Below are 16,930 nucleotides of genomic sequence, written 5' to 3'. Positions count from 1 at the left end.
GGTGTGAGTGGTTCTTTGGAGTGATGAAACCGGGCGTGTGAGGTCTTACTGATCGTTTCAAGATGAAGCTTGGAGTCGTCTCAAACAGGTGATGCTGCAGGCGAGTTGGAGCAGGTTGAGGTGGATGTCCGCGCGTACGGATGACGCTCGCTCGCGCCGTGCCCGCGCTGGTCGACCGCGACGACCCGATACCGGGCAATCAGCCGCGAGGCCACCACCTCCCGCTCACCCGCATGACCGGCCAAGCCGTGCAACAGCACGACGGGCTCCCCCGGCCCGCCCCGGTCCCGGCGGACAAGCCGTACCCCGTCGCGCACCACCACACGCTCGGACCACACCACGACCGCCCCCAGGAATCGTCTCGCCCCGATCAGCCCCGCTAGCCACGAGCCGCGCTCAAGGCCGCTCTTCTCCAAGGAGCGTCGCCATGACAAACCGGACACGTCTGCGGCGACGGTGCCCTGCAACCGCAGCGGGCCGACTGCCACTGTCAGACCCAGGTGGCAGCATCACCGAAGTGAACGCCCTGAGGCGTCCTCAACTCACCTCCGTCGCGAACGAAGAGGAGCATTCCCCTTGCGACTGCATCGCGTAGCGCCCGGCATCGCCGCGGGCATCGTTGCCCCGGCTCTCCTGCTCGCCACCCCATCCTTCGCCGCCACGGCGGAACCGACCGCAATGACGGTGCCCGCGGTGTCCTCGTCCGCGGACGAGCCGGACGCCGACGACCTGAGGGTGGCCATAGTCCGGATCCTCGCTGCCCCGGACAGCGGCCGGCGTGTGACACGAGAAGCCAACGCCCTCCTGGACGCCAACGACCCCGAGGTGATGCGCGCCTGGCTGGAGACCGGCTACGGCATCGCCCAGGCCGAGGACGACCGAGTCGCCATCGCCCGCATCCTCGCTGATTCGTCCATCAGCCCGGCCCTGCGCGCGGCAGCCAACGCTGCCCTGGACGACAACATACCCGAGGCGCTGCGCCACTTCCTGGAAGTCGGCAGGTACCAGGTCGCCTGACCAGCACGGCGCCGCACCACAGCGCGTCGCCCGGGTGGCACCCCCTGCCGCACGCCCGGTCGCCGGAACGCCGAGAATCCGGGCGGGGGCGCCTGCACCTCTGTGTGCCGGCGGCACCGCCCGGCAGGCCCTGTGTCGGCTCGGTTCCCTCCGCAGAGCTCTGTGGTCTCGCCGCCCGGTGCGGCATGGGCCACTGACACCTCCGACAGTAGAAAGCACATTCTTCGATGACCACACAACTCGTACGCACCGAGCGCAGCGGTCCACAGACCGCTTCCGTCGTGACCGACCTGCCGTTCAAGCCTCAGCTCGTCAAAGCGGTGTTCAGGGACGTGACCTCGTTGCACGTCTCCCGGTCGGCTGCGTGGGCCGCCGCGTCAGTGACGCGGACCGTGCTGACGGAGATCATCGAGGGCGCGAGAAGCGCGGCGGCTGAGGAGGCCAGGAAGAGGCTGATCCCCAAGGACCTCATCTCGGCGATCGACCGGAACATCGAGGTGGAGGTGGGATCGGCGTGGTACCTGCACAGCCCGACCTTCCACGGCCTGATGGGCGAGGTGCGCAACGCCGATGGTGCGCTCGCGTCTCTTCGTGAGCGCCGCGGGGCGCGTACACCGAGTGGTGTGGCTGGCGCCCACCGGTTCGAGGCCGGAGTGAGAAGGCTGCTGGTGAGCCGGGGGGTGAGGGCGGTCCCGGCGATGGTCCGCGACCTGGACGGAATCGCGAGCGTGTTCCTGACGGCCCTGGCCCGGGACGCGGCCGAGGTCGTCCGCGAGGGCGGGGTCAAGCGGTTCGGGACGGTAAGGCTGGCGGTGCCGGGCGAGCCAGCCCCGGCCCCGCTGCTCAAGGACCCCCTCCTCGCCCTGTCCACCCGTCGCGGGGACGGACGGACTGTTGGCGGGGACGACGTCCTGGCCGCCGTCACGATGCAGCTGTTCGGCGATCTCAGACAACGCGCCATTACCGAGGCGGCCGAGATGACACGGAACACGTCGGCCGACTGATCGAGCCCGCCCCTGTGCTCTGCCCACTGCGCACGGTTCCCACGTGTGCGCGGCTCCCGGAATCTGCCGCACGCATTCGGCTCCGGTCGGCTCGCGAAAACGGGCTCGTCGCATGGGCGCTGACCGCCGGCCGCAGGCACCCCACGGGGAAGATCTCCCTTACTGATCAGTTCAGGATGAGTTTTGGTTCAGGGGCTCGGCAGTTGGGCTGGTGGGCGGCAGAGTTCCGGTGGAAGCCCCCGACCAGCCTCGCCGCGGAGCGCCGCTCGGGTTTTTACATCGAACTGGCACGTGCCCAGCTTGGGCGGCATGCCCGACGGCGCGCTCGAGTCGCTGATGGTCGCTCGCAAGATCGCACCTCAGTACACCCGTGACCATTCCCGGGTCAGGGAAGACGCTTCGACACTCCGGTGCCTGCGCCGCGCCGACTCGGAGACACTGGCGTCCTTCGCGGAGTGGCGCGCCGCAACCTGAACACCAGCGGCTCCCAAGTGCCCCTCACCGGGGTACTTGGGACGTTCTCTCAGCCCCAACATGAGTGCCGCGCGCAGGCACCAAAGATGGGCACGGAGATGCAGGAAGTACGTTCGCTCACTTCAGCGGTCGTCGACCGTCGTGTGAGCATCGTCCGCCTCCACGGCGAGTCATGCTTCGACTGCGGAGCCGTGAACCGTCCTCTGCGCGCGGCGGGCGAAGTCGTCGTCTCCGGCGCTCCCCGAGTCTGGCAGATCCGCTCATGCGGCCGGCCTCGGACGGCGCCGCGACGACCGCACCCGGAAGGTGCCACGCAGGGCCCGGCGACCGCGCGAACGGCCCCAGGTATGGCCAGCGCTCATACCAGCGAAGGAGCGTCGACATGACGAACGGTACCGCTCTGCCCGATGCCCAGCGCACGGGGCGGGAGAATGGCGATGCGGGTCTACACCGTGGACCGCTGCGGCACGATCACCCAGGACTGCGGCACGGTCACCGGGGCCGTCGACAGCAAGCTGCCGCCGCTGCCCCAGGCGGACCGCTCCCCGCCGTGCGGCTGCCCGCTCCACCGCGCTGGACAGGCGGTAGCCCGGTGAGCGCCCCCGTGAAGCAGACCACCGGCACGGAGCCCGTGGACACCACCATCATGCGCGAGACCGCTGCCCGAGTGCTCGGGCCCGAGAGCGAGACCGACGCGCCGCTCCCGGCGCACGAGAGCCTTGACATCCTCATCGGCCAACTGCGCGACTTGGAGCTGCTCATCCCCGAGGTGGAGAAGATGCCCATTCGGATGTCGAAGGAGGGCACCGCCCGGTACTGCGCGAGCGCCTGCGCCGGCGGGGCCCGCGGCAAGCTCACGGCGCGGCCGGGCCGCGGACCCGACGGCGAGGTGGGGTACGGCCGGCGCTTGGCCCGCGTCGTGCAGGCGCTCCTCGACCACTCCGAGAACAAGGCGGCGCCGCCGTCGTGTGGGTGATCACCGGCCTGTCCGTGTTCGTGGCCGTCGTGCCCGCCCCCGCCCTCGTCCTGGTGCTCACGAGGGCCTCGCGCCGACGCACCCCCACGGCGGCCGTCTCGGGTCAGGGCCGCACCCACAGCCCCGCCCGCTGGAAGGCAACTGCTCGCCTTCCACCACCGCAGCATGCCGGGGAAACGCGCATGTGGTGTGCGGCTGGCGCCCCGACCGCGTTACGTCGTCTGGACGGAATGCCGCTCGACAGGGGCCTACGCGCCTGCACGCCGTGCGTCAAGGCGCGGGTCATGAAGGTGATGACATACATCGTGTGGCACTGGCACATTGAGGGCTGCGGCAGCTGTCAGCTCAATGGCCGATGCCTCGGCGCCCTCAATCCAGCCCCTCAACGCGCTCGTGCTGTTCAAGACCCGTTCCATGGACGCCGCCCTCGCCCGGCTCAGCAGCAAAAAATTGGAGATCCCTGACGAGGCCGTCGCCCGACTGTCGGCCATTCTTGCACCACCACATCAACGTGCCGGGCCGGAAATCCTCCCAGTGTCCCGACCTGACCGGCAAAGTGCGGCCCCTGCGCGACGGGAACGCCTCCTACGAGGATCCCGCGGCTCACCGAGGGAAGAACCTCATCGGCCCTTCCCTCGGATTCACCTCTCACCGTTCGCCCGCACAGAGCGGTGCGAGCCGACGCGTACGCAGTGTCAGCCGCACAGGGGCGCGTGGAACTCGGGGAAGTTCTCAGCCTTGTAACTCCAGTAGCGGGATCCGTCCTCCGAGCTCATACGGCACGCATCGTCGGACACCGGCAGTGACACTGATGAGTTCGGTGCAACGTCGCCCAGGGCGCACTCCGTGTTGCCCCAGTGGTTCAGCTTGCAGCGCCGGTCGTCAGACAGCTTCGCTGCACCCCCGGCGTTTTGGGGACTAGAGAGGGTGACCACCACTGCCTTCGCGGTCTGGTCGCCCTTGTTCATGACTGTCAGCGTCGACTTCGAGCTGTCGGACGGCCCGTTGGCGCCGAGCAGGTGCGGGCCGTTGGTGAAAGGCGTGTCGAAGGTGACGGTGCGGACATGTCGGCCACTGACACGGAGGTTGGGCGACGAGCTGCCGGCGGAGCGCCCTTCCGCCACGATGTACATGTCCAGTTCATAGGTGCCTGGGCCCGGGTAAGGCGCTTCGCCCCCCGACACGACGGCCTCCCCATTCTTCCGGAGTGTCCAATTCCCGGTGGCGGAGCAGCGTTCGTACGTGCCCAGCGCGTAGTAGCAGGCCGCGTGTGCGGTGATGTTAAGCGTCTTTCCGTCGGTCTTCATGCACGCCCACACATCGGCGTACTGGCCCCACCCACCGCCCTTCCACGACTCGCCCTCGGTGCAGTGCGGCGCTCCTGCGGCTGTCGCGCCGGCCGTCGGGGTGGCAGCCGCGGTGCTGCCCATGCCCGCGACAGGAACCGCTCCAAGGGCGAATGCCGCCACTGCGGCGATGCGTGCCGACGAGAACCTGTTCACAGAAATCCTGCTCCTCAACGCCATGGTGTTCACGGCTGAAGTCGGTACGGCGATCAAACGAGCAAGGCCCGCACGTCGTGGGACGGCCTGCAGGGTCGTCCGGCTCGCCGAGTGACGAGCGTGTCCCATCCCGGTTGATCATTCTGAGGTGCCGTCCGCTGATCGCACCGCGCGTGGGCTGATGAGTCACCTGGACAGGTGAACCTGGGCCGATGCCGATGCCGATGCCGATGCCGATGCCGATGCCGATGCCGCGTCCGAGGTCACCGACGGCCGTGAGCCGGACCTGCTGCCCTGCGAGGCCGTCACCGATATCCCCGTCCGGCCGTGCACTATCAGCGACCGGTGACCCACCGGCTGACGATGTGTGACCCAATCGCCGCTCATGCCGTGCTCGCCCAGGACGCCAAGACGGAGGCGTTCTTCATCGACCCGCTCACCGACATGCCCGTCCTGCGCACCCCCGGCGACGGCGGCAAGCAGGTGTGGCGGTTCTACGCACCGCTGTCTCTCCCGGCCGGCGGTGCGGAACTCGTCTCGCTCGTCCCGCACCACACCCTGTGGGGGATCACCAGCGACGGCCGTGTCCACCCCGCGCCTGCACGTCGGCCGAACACCTGCGGTGGGGCGACCGCCCTGACGAAGCCGCAGCCGTCGTCGACCAACTCCTTGACCGGGCGGCTCGTTGTTGGGCATCTCCACGGCGGCGGGCCGACATCGCGTCGGCGCCTGCGGCCGCCCGGCGGCCCTCCGCGTTCGGTAGGGCGGTGTTTGCGGGCCGTGGCACGCGTACGGGTTGGGGAAAGGCCCCGCTGCCGCGGTGTGTCGGGGCGGGGCCTCATGCGTGCATCCGCGGGGGATCGGACTCGGCGCACGCGCCGTGCACAACGCGTGCGGCCGCCGATCGGTCACGGCGATGGTGGGCCGGACAGCCTTGTACTCGTGCAAGTCGGGGGTGCCAGAATGGTCATATGAGCGAGGAGCATGTTCTCGTGTCGGCCGGGACTCGTGGCGTGAACTTGAGATCATCCATGCCGACCTCGATGACCCTCCCGCTCATCTGATCGTCCTGCGCGGCATACCCTCCGTCTGGGACGTCGACTGCGCCCGTCTCAACGCCGCCTTCGCCCGCGCCGGCTGCCGCGACCTCGTCGTCGATGTCGGCGGTCTGCGCTACTGCGACGAGGATCTCCTGGTGGTGCTGCTGCATGCCCATGCCTGTCACCGGTTCGTTCTCGTCGGCCCCCTGTGTGCGATCATGCGGCTCCGGCTGGATATGACCGGCACCTCCGCCGTCTTCACCGTCCGGTTCAATCTCGCCGACGCCCTCGCCCACCTCCGCTCTGACCCTGTCGCGGGACCGGCTGAGAAGTCCTGGTGACCCGTCGCGCATCTGCCGTTCACTCGATCGGATCCTCGAACCTGGGCAGGGCCCCCGCCATCCCTTGATCGTTTAGCGCGCCATATGCGACGCGGCGAACTGTCGACGGCGGCCGTCCGGCAAGGCGGCGGGTGCGCGAAGGGATTGACATGACAGCGGTGAAGATCGATGTCTCCAGGACCAAGTTCGGATCGTCAGCGACGTTCGAGGGCGAGGTGGAGCCGGACGGGCCCGCCGGGTACACGTTTTTGGGGACGCTGAGGGCGAGCATGGGACTGGACCGTTCCAACGCGGGGTTTGACAACACGGTCGCGCTCGGCTCCGGCGGAACCTCGGGCGACTTCACGTATCTGGAGTTCGAGCTCGTCGACGGCCAGAGCACATTCCCCGCCAAGGGGGCCGGGGGCGCGCGAAGAACGAGACGGTCAACTTCCGCATTCTGGCGGGGCAGGTCGGTGAACAGGTCGCGGACGAGACGGTCCGGTGCCCAGCGGGTGACGACGGTGTCCTGGCGGGTGGTGGCCATGACGTGGAAGATGTCGGCTTGTTCGTGTTCGGTCCACCAGCTCTTGCTGTAGCCGTAACCGGCGTCCGCCGTCACCCACCGGAACGGGATCTTCTCGGTGACCGCCCGGCGGAGCATCTCCCGGGCGATGGCGACCTTGGTGGCGAAGGCGAGTGTCCTCGATGCCGGCGCGGCGGCATCTTCGGCGGTCCTCGGTCCAAGAGGCGGGCAGGTAAAGGCGCCGGTCGATCAGCGTCCGCCCGCGGTTGGCGGCGTAGGCGAGAAAGACGCCGACCTGGCAGTTCTCCGTGTGTCCGGCAGTTCCGGAGTACTGATGCCGGACACCGGCCGACCGGTCGCCCTTCTTCAGGAAACCGGTGCCGTCGACGATCAGGACCGCGTCCTGGTTTCCGAGATGCTCGACCACATAGCTCCGGACGTCGTCGAGGACCAGGTCGGCATCTCACCCGATCCGGTCAGCAACCGGTGCAGCCGGTCCGGGCCTGTATGGTTGGCTTCCTCCGCAAGTGTCCAGCCGTTCTTCCGCTCCAGCGGGGCTATCAGCCCTCACATGAAAGCCAGAGCCGACTCTCGCGGCTCAGTCCGGCTGAAACGACGAGCGAAACGGCCATGCAGAGCATCCAGTTCACCGGCCCATGTCCAAGCCTCGGCAAGGTCCCCACCCATGCCCAGGCCAACGACGGACCCGGCCGCCCGTTACGGGACACCCTTTAGGGCTGCCGCTCGCAGTCGGCAGAACCGTGGACGATTTGCTGTACTCGTGTCCGCGAGAGTCGTATGAGCGCAGACCGTTCGATTTGGTGTTGTTCGTGCTGGTCAGTGAAGCTGAGGCCGAGCCATGGGGACGATGGATATGCGACCGGGCGTGGAATTTCGACACCGAACGTGTGCATGGCCAGGGCGCGTATGTCGCGATCGCCAGGCAGCTGTGCCGGATTGCCGGCCGTTCGGATGCTCTGGCCGATCTGCGGGACCATGTTGACACCGGCTCGGGGGAGGCGTGGATCGAGTATTCGATCGGTGGCCGGCGACGCCGCTGGAGCGTCGAGGTCAGGGACGACTGGGCCGACCTGATGGTGGTCGGTTATCTCATGGACGATCTGGAGCACGACGGTGAGCGGTTCTACGTGAGGCGCAACGGTCAGGCCATGACTCTCTTCTTCCTCGACGACGCCAGAGCCGGACGGCTCAACACGTTGGTCGGCGACCGGTTGGTTACGCCGTTCCTGGTGCAGTGGCGACGAGGATCCACAGGGCCGGTCTCGCCGGCTGGCAGAAAAGCACATCGACGGATTGATCACGCTGCGAGGAGAGACAGCCCCCCAGCGGATGCCTTTCTCGCCGCACATACGGGCACGCTCACGGCGTTGGGCGGCCAGCACATCGGGGTGGCGGGCGTTGGCGTCGCGCCGGCGCAGGTAGCGGTGGACCGCACGGGTCTGGACGGTGTGACGGGGGTGCTCGGAGTTGGCAAGTGCGAACTGTCAGGGTGGTCCGAAGCGGGCCTCGACCGGGTTGGCCCAGGAGGCGTTGGTCGAGGACGAGTACGTCATCTCCAGCGACGGAAGACCTCGATGCAGGCCCGCTGCCGCCCGGCCCTGGCCTCGGGGCACGACTGCACGGAACTGACCCAGGTGGAAGTTCAACCCGCTGACCTAAACGACCTGCTGGCCCAACTCGACCGACACGCCCTCGCCGACCGACAAGAAGCGCCCTCCGTCACCGTGGCTGCATCAAGCCCGGAGGACTTCGCGAACCGACAGTTTAGGCGTGGTGGTTGCCGTGGGGCTCGTTCTCCTGGCCGTACCGCTCGGGGCGAGGCGCGTGCGGCGGCGGTCATGGTGGTCAGTGGGCCGCAGTGCGGGTTTCGTGGTCCGGTGGCAGCAGTGCGTCGAGGAGGTGGTCGATCGATCGTCGCAGACGGGTGGTGAGGTCGTCGGCCGGGGCGCGGGCCATGCAGACGCGCACGATGTCCATGTACATCGTCGCGTAGACGGCGTGCGCGGTCCGGTCGAGATCACGCGCGAGACGGAAGGCGGTTCGGCCGCGCAGGATCTCCTCGATCGCGGACTCGATCCGGGCCACCTGGGCGGCGGCGGTCTCGCGTTCCGGGCCGGTGCCGAAGAGTGTCTCGCGTTGGTAGACCGCGGTGTTCTCGGGGTGCCGGGAGCTGGCGTCCACGAGTGGTGTGACCAGAGCGAGGATCGCGTCGGTGGGCTCGGCCCCGGAGCGGGCGAGTGTGATGCCCCGCTCGACGCCCAGCCGGAGCTGTTCGTTCATGACCAGCATGAGCAGTCCCGCCTTGGACCCGGCGTGGCGGAAGAGGGTGCCGATGCCGACATCCGCCGCCTCTGCGATCTCCTGCGTGGTCACGGCCGAGTAGCCCTGTTCGGTGAACAGCTCGGTGGCCGCTTCCAGGATGCGGTGAAGTTTGTCCTGTTTATTGCGCTCCCGTCGGCCGAACGGGCGGTCGGCCGGGACCGTCGCGTGCTCCGGCTGCGAAGTCCTGGACGACATGAGCGCCTTCCCGTCAGAGGGCCGTCCCCGAGGGCCGGACGGCTCTGATCCAGTGAGCGAAGGGGGGCCGAAGGTCCTGTGTTTGTTCAGGATAGAACGAGAAACCGGAAACCGGAGTACGTTCGAAAAGGAGTCCAGTCCGAAAAGAGGGTATTGACAATGAGCGACGACAACCGGCAGCTGTGGATCGTCGGCGGCGGGATCGCGGGCATGGCGGCCGCGGCCTTCGCCATCCGGGACGCCGGCATGTCCGGCGAGCAGATCCACATCCTGGAGGAACTGAACGTCCAGGGCGGTTCCCTGGACGGCGCCGAGTCCCCGGCGCACCGCGACGCCTACGTGACACGGGGCGGGCGCATGCTGGAGGAAGAGGCGTATCAGTGCGTGTGGGACCTCTTCGGCTCCATACCGTCCCGGGACGACGTGGACACCAGCGTCACCGACGAGATCCGGGCGTTCAACGAGAAGATCAGGACACATGCCAAGGCCCGCCTCATCGACGGCGGACACAACGTCCTCGATGCCTCCGACTTCGGTTTCTCCGTCCGGGACCGCACCGAACTGTCCCGCCTCATGGGCACCCCGGAGAAGCTGCTCGGCAGCAAGCGCATCGACGAGGTGTTCGGCCCGCACTTCTTCACCACCAACTTCTGGCAGATGTGGCGCACCACCTTCGCCTTCCAGCGCTGGCACTCGGCAGCCGAACTGCGCCGCTACTTCCTGCGGTTCATCCAGGAGTTCCCACGCATCCACACCCTGTCCGGAGTGCGCCGCACCGTCTACAACCAGTACGACTCCATGGTCGTACCGCTTCAGCGCTGGCTGACGGCGCAGGGCGTCGATGTGCGCTTCGGCACCCGCGTCCTGGACGTCGACTTCAGCGGCACCCCGGCGACCGGCCGCCGCGCCACCTGCCTGCACATCCAGGACTCCGACGGCACCGGCCGCATCGACCTCGGCCCGGCGGACTACGCCCTGCTCACCCTCGGCTCCATCACCGCGGACTCCACGTACGGCGGGAACGACACCGTGCCGGAACTCGTCCGGGACCGCCGCGACCAGGGCTGGTCCCTGTGGGAGACCATCGCCCGTAAGGCCGACGACTTCGGACGCCCCATGTCCTTCTACGGCAACGTCGACGAACACAAGTGGGAGTCGTTCACCCTCACCATGCGCGACGACGCCCTGCTGAAGCGCATCACCGCCTACACCGGCAACGAACCGGGAACGGGCGCGCTGATGACCTGGGTCGAGTCGGGCTGGCACCTGTCCGTCGTGGTCCCGTACCAGCCGCACTTCCCCGACATGCCCGAGAACACTTACACCCTGTGGGGCTACGGCTTCGAGATCGACCGGCAGGGCGACTACGTCCGCAAGCCCATGGCGCAGGCGACGGGCAAGGAGATCCTCACCGAACTCATCCACCAGCTCGGCTTCGACGACCTCCTTGAGCACGTACTCGAGACCACGGACGTCACCACGGTGATGATGCCGTACGCCTCGGCCCTCTTCGCCTGCCGCGCGCCGGGGGACCGGCCCCAGGTCGTCCCCGACGGCGCCCGTAACTTCGCCTTCGCCGGCCAGTTCGTCGAGATGCCCGACGACGTCGTCTTCACCGTGGAGTACTCCGTCCACGCCGCGATGCAGGCCATGTACACCCTGTTCGGCGTCGACCGTCCCATCCCGCCCGTCTACCAGGGCATGCGCGACCCCCAGGTCGCCGCCCGCGCCACCCGCACCCTCCTCCAAGGCCGGGGCAACGACTGACCCCGCCGGTGACCGCCCCGCGCGCCAGCAGCACACAGCAGCGTCCCTTAGCTTGTTGTTCAACGTCCATGTCAGGGGAAGGCCGTCGCGGATTCACGCGCCTCCGTCGCCGGCTGCTGCGCAGCCGGCAGGGGGTGCTGATGGCCTCTAGCGAATGTTCTTACCCGACCGACGCAACCTGCGACGGTCTCTCGCTACGACGCGGGGCTGGTGTGGAGTGGACTCCCTGCCACCTGTCCGAGGTGCGGTATGCGGTGCTGTGGTGTTGCGGTGAGCGTTCCGTCCTGAAGGCGGTGACGAACGGCATCAGCGCCCGGCTCTCCTCTGTGAGCAGGACGGAACATCTGTCCAAGGGGGACCGGTGTGCCTTCGCTGCCGGGACAGGAGCGCGGATGACGCGGTCGCCCGATCGTTCCAGCGTGGGGGCGACGCGTTTGATGATCCGCGCCCAGCCGCGGGGACCGAACACAGAACGACGCTATTCCACGGCCTCCGGCCAGGAAGTCGAGCTGGCAGGCATCCTTGCCGACCTTCTCGCCAGGCGAGTTCGGCATGCGACTTGTTGATCTGCGGCTCCTAGAGATTCGGCTTGTCCACGCCAGTCTTCAAGTCGTCCGGCACCGGACGCCGAGGAACCACCGAAGAAACGGAACGCTTCCACGTGCGCGAGGGTCCAGGGTGTGCTGGTTCATGGGCACCACCGGGCGTACGAACATGTGTCGCGAGGTGGGCGGCTCCATCACGAGCGCCCAGATCCGGTGCCGCTTTCCGCGGCCGGGTTGATCCACTGCCGCAGGAAGCCGTAGTCGATCTGGGCCTGCGAGCCTGGCTCAGCCCGTCCCGCTCATGGGCGGCCCGCCCGGGGTAACCCCGGCCGCCTCCGCCGGCCTTTCGGCTCGCAGACCGAGGGGCCGCGACGACTCCGAGAGATCGAAGCCCCCAACCCGGCACCGGCATGTCGATGGGAGACCCGACAGGACAGCGCATCAGCCGATCACGACCAGCGGCACCCCCGATGGTCAGCATCCCGGTGGGAAGTCGTGAACGCCGGAGTGGGGAATTGCGTGACCGCCGACACGCGGCTTCCACGCCATGGACGAACGCGCGGTGAGCACCCGGCCGGGCCAGTGGCCAGCGCCCCGAACAGAGAGGCGCCCGCACCGGGCAAGGCGTGCGGTGAAGGAGCGGCGCCGCCGGTTACGGCCCCATCGACAAGACCCGGGAGGTCAGCGCCAAGTGTAGGCATCGGCGATTCACTCAACCCCGTCAGGCGCGGCGGCCGCACCTCCGACCGGACATGCGGCAGCCACATGGAATGCCGTCGCGTCCAGGCCGGTGTTGCGGTCATCGGGTGCATTGCTGCCACCACCAGGCGATATCCGGGTAGGGCGGCGGGGTGAGATCACTCTGGTCCCACAGGAACGGGGTGTCGGACATGGTGATGGCGGGCGGGGTGAACGAGACCTTTCGGGTTTCGAGGTAGCGGGCGCTGTTGGCCGAGAAGTCAATGGTGGAGGGGATCCATTGTGGAAGCTCTGCCGCGTATCGGGCGACTGCGGGCCGAGGATCGACGAGCAGCCGTTGCTGAAGGCGCAGCATCACCCCGACCATGCGCTCGTACAACTCCCAGACCCTGAAGAGCGCGTCCGGAAGGCCCAGACCGCCTTCGGTGGCCACAGCGGTCAGTATGTTGACCTGGCGTTGGCCGGGGCTCTCCTCCTTGAACAGGCTCATCAGATCGTTGATGATCGTGCAGGGGTGGAAGACGCTCAAGGTGAAGGCCCGTACCGCGGGGTCGTAGAGCTCGGCCGGCGAGAGCAGGTAACCGGCTCCCGGCGCGGTGTATGCCGCGAGCGGCCCGGCACCGCACTTGGGCCAGCGCATGCGCAAGTACTCACCTACCGAGGGCGGTGCGGTGCGCTGCTGCATGGCCAGTTTCCATAGCTGGGCGCCCATCCACTGGGTGTTTTCCGATCGGACCATCTCCATGCCGTCCGGAGACAGGCAGCGTTCCATCACGCCGCGCAGGTCGCGCAGACTGGTCAACCACTTGTCGTCCGACAGCGGCGCTGCGGCGGGCTCGTACATCACGCGGTTGGCCTCCGCGGTCAACTCGATCACCGGGGCGAGGTTCCCCGCGAAGGAGTCGAGGTGGTCGTCCCACAGCAGTGCCCAATAGGTGTAGTAGGCCATCGCCAGGCCCGCTTCACCGGTGATGTGGGGCATGCCGGCCGCGATGAACCGGCCGAATCCTGCCCGGGTCATGCGCGAACCTGGAGCGCACAGCTGGTGCCCGACGGCCCACCGCGCAGCTGGCTCCTCGTACGCACTGGGCCCCGAGGGGTGGAAGGTCAGCGGGATCGGGCAGAAGATCGCGAGATGGTCCGGGAACAGCCCATCCAGGTCCTGGAGGGGGCTGAACTGCTGCTGTGGCATGGCCTGTCTTTCGGTAGGAGAGCTGCGTTCGCGATCGCCCGCGGTCCGTGATGACGGGGAGGAGGCATATGGCAGCGCGAGTCGTCACCCGTGGCCGGTGATCGTTGGGGGCTGGGCAACGGGGGGACTGGGCCCTCATCCAGTGCGCTTGGCCGCGGTGTGGGCAAGAGCGCGCAGCCCTTGCAGGCCAACGGGCTGAAAGTCGGATGTATCCAAGGCATCGAGGGCTTGGGCGGTCTTCTCGGCGATGGACCGTTCAACGGCGGATCGGGCACCGGTGGCGGTCAGGACGTCGCGGAGCTGTTCGGCCTGCGAGTCGGTGAGACAGGGGTCGCCGAAGTACCGTGTCAGGCACTGCTGCTGGGGCACGGTCGCGCGCTCACGGGCGATGGCGTACAGGACCGTGTGTTTGCCTTCTCGCAGGTCGTCCAAGCGTGACTTACCGGTCGCCGCGCAGTTACCGTAGACACCCAGAAGGTCGTCGCGCAGTTGGAAGGCTTCGCCGAGCGGAAGTGCGTAGGCCGACAGGACTCGTAGTTGAGGGTCTGTGGCGGCGGCGAGGCCGGCACCGATGTGCAGGGGGCGTTCGATGGTGTACTTGGCGGTCTTGTAGCGGACGATGCGCCAAGCGGTGCCCGTGTCGGAAGCGGGGTTCCGGGCGGCAGCCAGATCGAGGTACTGGCCGACCAGCGTCTCCACGCGCAGTGCGTCGAACAGCGGCAAGATCCGTGCAATTTGCTCGGGTGCGGTGTCCAAGTCTTGAAGGATCTCGTACGACCAGCCCAGAGCCAGGTCACCAAGGAGGATCGCGGCGTTGCTTCCTAGCGCGGCAGCGTCGGCGTGGTGTGTATGCCCGGCGGCGAGGATGCGGTGGGCACTGGGACGGCCGCGACGCGTGTCGGAGTGATCCATGATGTCGTCATGAATGAGGGCAAAGGCGTGGAACAGTTCAAGCGAGGCGGCCGCGCGGAAGACCGCAGTGGTCGGCAACTGCTCGGTGATGGCACACCAGCCTGTGACGCATAGGAGAGGGCGGATGCGCTTACCCCCGGCGTTGAACATGTCGTGCAGCATGCCGGTAAACAAAGATAACTCGGGTAAATAAGGTCTCATTCGCTGCTGCTCGTTCAGGAAGCCGTGAAGCAGCCGGTCCACGGCTGCGCGGATCATGGCCGGGTCCAGTGGAGCGCGGGGAGCGGAGCCGATACTCACGACAGCCGGCCCGAAGACAGAATGAAGACGACCGATGTCACTGCCGCACCTCCATGTTGAGGCTCAGGGAATCGGGGCGTGCCGTGCTGCAGCCAGTAGCCCCGCAGATGAGGCCGATCGGTCGGCTCCGTCCAGGCGCTGAGCGGCCTTCCCGCAGCCGACTTTGTAAAGGCGCACTCGACCGGAATTTGACGCTGGCCTGTCCGCCTGTTTATTTCCGTGAATGAGCTCTTCCCGGCCTGGCGAATTGGACGGTAAGTTGCGCTGACAGACAAGTGAAGCCCCTGGTAGGTGGGGCTTCGACCAAGAAATCCGACTCCACCACAGGCTTCGTGTGCTTGTCTACCCATCGGGTATCGACGTGTCCAGTTCTGCCCCCGCGCTTCCTGCCCGCCAAGCTCCGTCGGCGCCGCCGGGATCTCGGTACCCGGTGGCGGCGCCTGCGTGCCGACCGCGAGGCCCTGCTTACCCTTGCCCATCTCCGACGGCGGCGGTCGCCCGTATGCGCAGCTCGCGGCGGGGTGCGGCATCCGGACCACGACGGCGTACCGGTACATCGGAGAGGTCCGTTGAGGTCTTGCCTGCTCTCGCGCCGACCCTCGCGGAGACGGCGCGGACTGCATCGTCGAAGGCGTCCGCGCTGTTGGACGGGACCCTGCTGCCGATCGACCGGATCGCAGCGGACCGGACCTACTTCCGAGGGGAAGCACGAGAGACACGGGATGACCGTACAAGTCCTCGCCGATCTCTTCGGTCGACCGTTGTGCGCCTCACCGGCACTTCCCGTAGCCGTCCACGATGTCGGCGCGGCTCGCGAACACGACATCATCGACGCCCTTGCGCTCGCCGAGCAGGCCAGGGCGACCCTCAAATCCTGGCGACTCCTTCGCAAGCTCCGGTGCGTCACCACCCGGCTCACCGGCCTCGTCCAGGCCGTCCTCACCCTGCATTCGGCCAACTCGGACCGAAGATGGAAAAGGCTCAGTGGGTGCTTCTGCGCCGATGTGCAGTGAGCTGTACTCGGGGAGATGATTCGGACGACGGAACGGGCCGGAGGTCGACCGCGAGTCCGGGGACGAGGAAGACCGACGCTCGGCTGGCCGGAAGTGTGCCGGATTCCCCGGCCAACTAGGTGTGACGCCATGCCTGGCGAGACGCCTGGTCATTAGCGTGACGGCGGCCCGAGGCGATCAGGGTCTCGGAGTACTGGATGAGCCGTTCGTAGTCTCTTGCGTGCCGGGCTGAGCCTGAATATGCCCGTCACCGAGCACCTGGCGAAGCTGGTGCCGGCCCTGGACGCCGGCTGGAAGCAGATGGCCGAGTGCCTGAAGTCCGTCGGCAAGGACGCGAACGTGTCGCTCGACGTCCTGCCGAACGGTCGGCTGACGCTGAACGGAAGGTCGGGTCCATCAGGGCTCCTGGATGACCGTGGGCCGCCCCCACCGCGTCTGCGGCAGCCCGCTGCGGTGGCTCAAGGATTACTCGTTGGTCTTGGCGGTCTTTCGCCGCCGCGGCGACGGCGACTCGGCCGTCAGCTCGGTGTCGGCGCCCGGCTCCGGCTCGTCACCGGAGCCGGCGCCGTGCCTCCCGGGCGTGCGGGTTGGTGATCTCGGCAGCCAGGTCCTCGTCCGGCTCGTATCCCGGCTCCAGCACCACCCGCTCGTGCGAGACGGATGTCGGACGCGCACCGCGGCAGCGAGTCGGCGCCCCATCGGACACCTTGGCCACGAGGTGAGTGTCCGGCGTGTGCAGTGCGGGCATGCCGACAGCTGCGCCCTTGGTGCAGATCCGAACGAGATCGTCCTGGGCACCACGGGTGATCATGGTGCCCGGCCGGTCTCCTTCGTGATCTGCGGGTTCATACCGCGCGACAGGGCCAGGCCCTCGGCGGTCACACCGAAGATCGTGTGCGCGCGAGCGGATGGCCTCAGCGTGTCGCTCGGTGTCGTCGTACAACAGGTCGAGCAGCCGGTCTTCTTCCGCGCCGGGGGACGTCCCTCCAGCAGGATCTGCTCCTGCTCAGCGACGAGCAGCTTCTGCACACGCTGGCTCGACTTGCTGCAGATGCAGGACCAGCTCGGTGCGGCTGCCCGTGCTTGTGGATGATCCGTTGTCTGG

The 16,930-nt window shown here is 67.7% G+C and carries 12 protein-coding genes and 4 pseudogenes; 6 read left to right on the top strand and 10 right to left on the bottom strand.

From position 1 onward, the window contains the following. Positions 1–137: 137 nt before the first annotated feature. Positions 138–341, bottom strand: a pseudogene (locus tag QHG49_RS00170) (alpha/beta fold hydrolase); the annotation flags it as partial. 235 nt (positions 342–576) lie between these two features. Here QHG49_RS00170 and QHG49_RS00165 point away from each other — a divergent pair. The 4 genes from QHG49_RS00165 to QHG49_RS00145 all read left to right on the top strand — a co-directional run bounded on the left by QHG49_RS00165 (position 577) and on the right by QHG49_RS00145 (position 3,471). Next, a complete protein-coding gene (locus QHG49_RS00165) occupies positions 577–1,017 on the top strand; it encodes an ALF repeat-containing protein (protein WP_301486596.1) in 441 nt (146 codons plus the stop codon). 227 nt (positions 1,018–1,244) lie between these two features. Continuing rightward, the gene (locus QHG49_RS00160; RefSeq protein WP_301486594.1) at positions 1,245–2,021 is read left to right on the top strand and encodes a hypothetical protein; all 777 of its coding nucleotides are present in this window, start codon (positions 1,245–1,247) and stop codon (positions 2,019–2,021) included. Positions 2,022–2,932: 911 nt separating this feature from the next. Beyond that, complete coding sequence (locus tag QHG49_RS00150; RefSeq protein ID WP_301486592.1) at positions 2,933–3,091, top strand: hypothetical protein; 159 nt, start codon at positions 2,933–2,935, stop codon at positions 3,089–3,091. A gap of 8 nt (positions 3,092–3,099) precedes the next feature. After that, positions 3,100–3,471: a DUF6415 family natural product biosynthesis protein gene (locus QHG49_RS00145; protein ID WP_301486590.1), complete on the top strand. Its 372-nt coding sequence runs from the start codon at positions 3,100–3,102 to the stop codon at positions 3,469–3,471. 695 nt (positions 3,472–4,166) lie between these two features. Here QHG49_RS00145 and QHG49_RS00140 read toward each other — a convergent pair. The 5 genes and pseudogenes from QHG49_RS00140 to QHG49_RS00120 form a co-directional block, all read right to left on the bottom strand. Further along, positions 4,167–5,006 (bottom strand): hypothetical protein, encoded by an 840-nt coding sequence (locus QHG49_RS00140; RefSeq protein WP_301486588.1) that lies wholly within the window; start codon positions 5,004–5,006, stop codon positions 4,167–4,169. A 934-nt stretch (positions 5,007–5,940) separates the two neighbouring features. Further along, on the bottom strand, positions 5,941–6,309 hold the full coding sequence (locus QHG49_RS00135) for a hypothetical protein (RefSeq protein WP_301486586.1): 369 nt from the start codon (positions 6,307–6,309) through the stop codon (positions 5,941–5,943). 64 nt (positions 6,310–6,373) lie between these two features. After that, positions 6,374–7,286, bottom strand: a pseudogene (locus tag QHG49_RS00130) (transposase). A 913-nt stretch (positions 7,287–8,199) separates the two neighbouring features. Further along, positions 8,200–8,415: pseudogene (locus QHG49_RS00125) on the bottom strand (IS630 family transposase); the annotation flags it as partial. A 310-nt stretch (positions 8,416–8,725) separates the two neighbouring features. Next, a complete protein-coding gene (locus QHG49_RS00120; RefSeq protein WP_301486584.1) occupies positions 8,726–9,397 on the bottom strand; it encodes a TetR/AcrR family transcriptional regulator in 672 nt (223 codons plus the stop codon). Between the two features lie 159 nt (positions 9,398–9,556). Between QHG49_RS00120 and QHG49_RS00115 the strand changes: the two genes are divergently transcribed. Continuing rightward, complete coding sequence (locus QHG49_RS00115; RefSeq protein WP_301486582.1) at positions 9,557–11,164, top strand: oleate hydratase; 1,608 nt, start codon at positions 9,557–9,559, stop codon at positions 11,162–11,164. Between the two features lie 1,344 nt (positions 11,165–12,508). Here QHG49_RS00115 and QHG49_RS00110 read toward each other — a convergent pair. Beyond that, a complete protein-coding gene (locus tag QHG49_RS00110; protein WP_301486580.1) occupies positions 12,509–13,600 on the bottom strand; it encodes a hypothetical protein in 1,092 nt (363 codons plus the stop codon). 135 nt (positions 13,601–13,735) lie between these two features. After that, entirely contained in the window at positions 13,736–14,770 is a 1,035-nt protein-coding gene (locus tag QHG49_RS00105; protein ID WP_301486578.1) for a polyprenyl synthetase family protein, read from the bottom strand. 376 nt (positions 14,771–15,146) lie between these two features. On the opposite strand from QHG49_RS00105, the pseudogene QHG49_RS00100 reads away from it, so the two are divergent. Beyond that, positions 15,147–15,825, top strand: a pseudogene (locus QHG49_RS00100) (transposase family protein). A 550-nt stretch (positions 15,826–16,375) separates the two neighbouring features. On the opposite strand, the gene QHG49_RS00095 reads toward QHG49_RS00100, so the two are convergent. Further along, positions 16,376–16,636 (bottom strand): hypothetical protein, encoded by a 261-nt coding sequence (locus QHG49_RS00095; RefSeq protein ID WP_159697466.1) that lies wholly within the window; start codon positions 16,634–16,636, stop codon positions 16,376–16,378. After that, positions 16,633–16,854 (bottom strand): hypothetical protein, encoded by a 222-nt coding sequence (locus QHG49_RS00090; RefSeq protein ID WP_301486575.1) that lies wholly within the window; start codon positions 16,852–16,854, stop codon positions 16,633–16,635. Before QHG49_RS00090 ends, QHG49_RS00095 begins: the two co-directional genes overlap by 4 nt. Positions 16,855–16,930: the final 76 nt, after the last annotated feature.

This window comes from Streptomyces sp. WP-1 (assembly GCF_030450125.1).
GTDB lineage: Bacteria > Actinomycetota > Actinomycetes > Streptomycetales > Streptomycetaceae > Streptomyces > Streptomyces incarnatus.
Note: the sequence above shows the minus strand (reverse complement) of the source record. Positions and strands in the feature narration are given on the sequence as shown.